This window comes from Christensenella sp. (assembly GCF_034927525.1).
In the GTDB taxonomy this organism is placed as follows: domain Bacteria; phylum Bacillota; class Clostridia; order Christensenellales; family Christensenellaceae; genus Christensenella.
Genome location: NZ_JAYFPU010000106.1, coordinates 1 through 1,984 on the forward strand (window position 1 = coordinate 1; position 1,984 = coordinate 1,984).

Here is a 1,984-nt window from a genome sequence, read left to right on the forward strand (position 1 = left end):
TAAAAAAATTCTTCGTTTTAATGTCATTTTTTTAATCCTCATTACTGCATAAAATAAATGCCTTTATATTTATATTATATCAAGAGATTCTAATGAAATGATCACTCTTTTCTAAATAATTTATAAATTTATTGGGGCTGCGCCCTCCCTGTTACAACCAATATTGTAATATCACAATGCATGACCAATTCTTCATTATGCGAAGATTATACTTCGTATAATGAATCCCATCAATGCTTTTTCAAATCTTTTTATTGACAATGTGAAGTTTTGAGAATACAATATGCGCAAAGGAGACAACATGAACGAAAGATTAAAAGAACTCCGCAAAGAATTAAATCTAACTCAACAAGAATTGGGGCAGAGAGTTGGCGTAAAAGGAAATACAATCGCAACGTATGAAGCCAATATTCGCACCCCCTCCGATGCTGTTGTTAAATCCATCTGCTTTGAATTTCGAATAAATGAGGAGTGGTTTCGGACTGGGGAAGGTGAAATGTTCGTTTTGATGACTGAAGACGATGAAATGTTGGCCTTCTGTGCAGATCTCTGTAATGGCAGTGATCCCCTCATCGCAAAAATCATCCTCTACTACGCTAGACTGCCCGAAGAAGATAAGGCATTCTTGCGTAAAATGATTAATGACCTTTGTCACTTGGCCAAATGAAAACCGCAATAAGATTAAGTTGGTCCTGTGTGATCATTAAATCCTCAAGTTTTCGGACGGTGTCCCCGAGTGAGAAATTACCATTTTTCATATCTTTAAACCTCCAGATAAAAATTTAAAGACGGCCATCATAATCCTATTGGCGGCTGGGAAGAAAGTAGTTAGGGAAGGGGTAACCATGATAACCATTGAATTATTAAGAAATCTCTATAAGAAAGATGCTGTCTTTTTAACCCAGCACGTCATCGAACGATGCAAACAGCGCGGTATTCGGCCCATCCAAATCCGACAGGCGGTAATGAACGGTGAAATCATAGAGGATTATCCCGAGGACTTCCCCCATCCCAGCTGTCTGGTTTTAGGGTTTCCGCCCCCTGGGCTGCCGTTACACACCGTCATTGGAAGCGATGGCAAAACGGCTAAAGTCATAACGGCCTATTATCCCGACTCCGATAAATGGGATGTAGACATGAAAAAAAGAAAGGAAAAATAACATGAAATGCTTAACCTGTAAAAACGGAACCATGGAACCCGGGGTAACCACTTATTTTGCAGATTTGAAAAACTGCATCGTCATCATCAAGAACGTACCCTGCCAGCGGTGTGAGCAGTGTGGTGAAATCCTCTACGCCGCTTCAGTGGCTGAGAAGCTGGACACCCTCATGGATCGTGCCGAGGCACTGGCCAGTGAATTGACAGTTTTGGAATATGACCGGATTGCTTAGAAACAGAGAGCCCAATGGAAATCGGTCCAGAAGCTGAACAAACTTAATGCCCGGGGGCAGTCAAAAATGATAAAACCCGGAAATGCCCTATTCATGAGGCTTTCCGGGTTTTTAAAATCGCTACATTTCAAATTTCTTATGAATATGTACCATGGCTTCTTTAGCCCGTTCTTTATCAATCAGGCATGAAATTTTAATTTCTGAGGTGCTGATGGTTTGGATATTGATGCCCAGCTCGTAGAGGGCTTCGAAGAATTTCGAGGCGATTTCGGCATTGGCGACGATGCCGGTTCCGACAATGGAGAGCTTCGCAACGCCCTGGTCAAAGCTGACCTTCTGGGCCCCCACTTCAAAGGCAAATTTTTGGGAAACCTCTACGGCCTCCTGAAGCTCATCGGCATTGACGGTGAAAGAAATATCGTTAACTGCCGTCCGGTTGACGTTCTGGACAATCATATCCAGGTGGATATTGGCAGCCGATAATGCACTCATGAGCTGGAAGGCAATTCCCGGCTTATCCGGCACTTCCAAAATTGAAATCTTCCCAATATTTTCATCCAGGGCAATCCCCCGTACTAATACCTTTTCCATG

General features: G+C 42.4%; 4 protein-coding genes. 3 read left to right on the top strand and 1 reads right to left on the bottom strand.

Features of this window, described 5'->3' with window-relative positions; all coding sequences use genetic code 11:
- Positions 1 to 301: 301 nt before the first annotated feature.
- The 3 genes from VB081_RS04390 to VB081_RS04400 all read left to right on the top strand — a co-directional run bounded on the left by VB081_RS04390 (position 302) and on the right by VB081_RS04400 (position 1,392).
- A complete protein-coding gene (locus tag VB081_RS04390; RefSeq protein WP_090304320.1) occupies positions 302 to 667 on the top strand; it encodes a helix-turn-helix domain-containing protein in 366 nt (121 codons plus the stop codon).
- Between the two features lie 178 nt (positions 668 to 845).
- Complete coding sequence (locus VB081_RS04395; RefSeq protein WP_090304318.1) at positions 846 to 1,160, top strand: DUF4258 domain-containing protein; 315 nt, start codon at positions 846 to 848, stop codon at positions 1,158 to 1,160.
- A gap of 1 nt (position 1,161) precedes the next feature.
- On the top strand, positions 1,162 to 1,392 hold the full coding sequence (locus VB081_RS04400) for a type II toxin-antitoxin system MqsA family antitoxin (protein ID WP_090304316.1): 231 nt from the start codon (positions 1,162 to 1,164) through the stop codon (positions 1,390 to 1,392).
- Between the two features lie 120 nt (positions 1,393 to 1,512).
- Here the strand turns inward: VB081_RS04400 and VB081_RS04405 are convergent.
- A partial coding sequence (locus VB081_RS04405; protein WP_323399633.1) for an ACT domain-containing protein occupies positions 1,513 to 1,984 on the bottom strand: 472 nt, incomplete at its 5' end.

What these genes read in the sequence shown, in the direction of transcription:
- VB081_RS04390 (WP_090304320.1), top strand. Translation starts at nt 302, where the DNA reads ATGAACGAAAGATTAAAAGAACTCCGCAAAGAATTAAATCTAACTCAA.
- VB081_RS04395 (WP_090304318.1), top strand. Translation starts at nt 846, where the DNA reads ATGATAACCATTGAATTATTAAGAAATCTCTATAAGAAAGATGCTGTC.
- VB081_RS04400 (WP_090304316.1), top strand. Translation starts at nt 1,162, where the DNA reads ATGAAATGCTTAACCTGTAAAAACGGAACCATGGAACCCGGGGTAACC.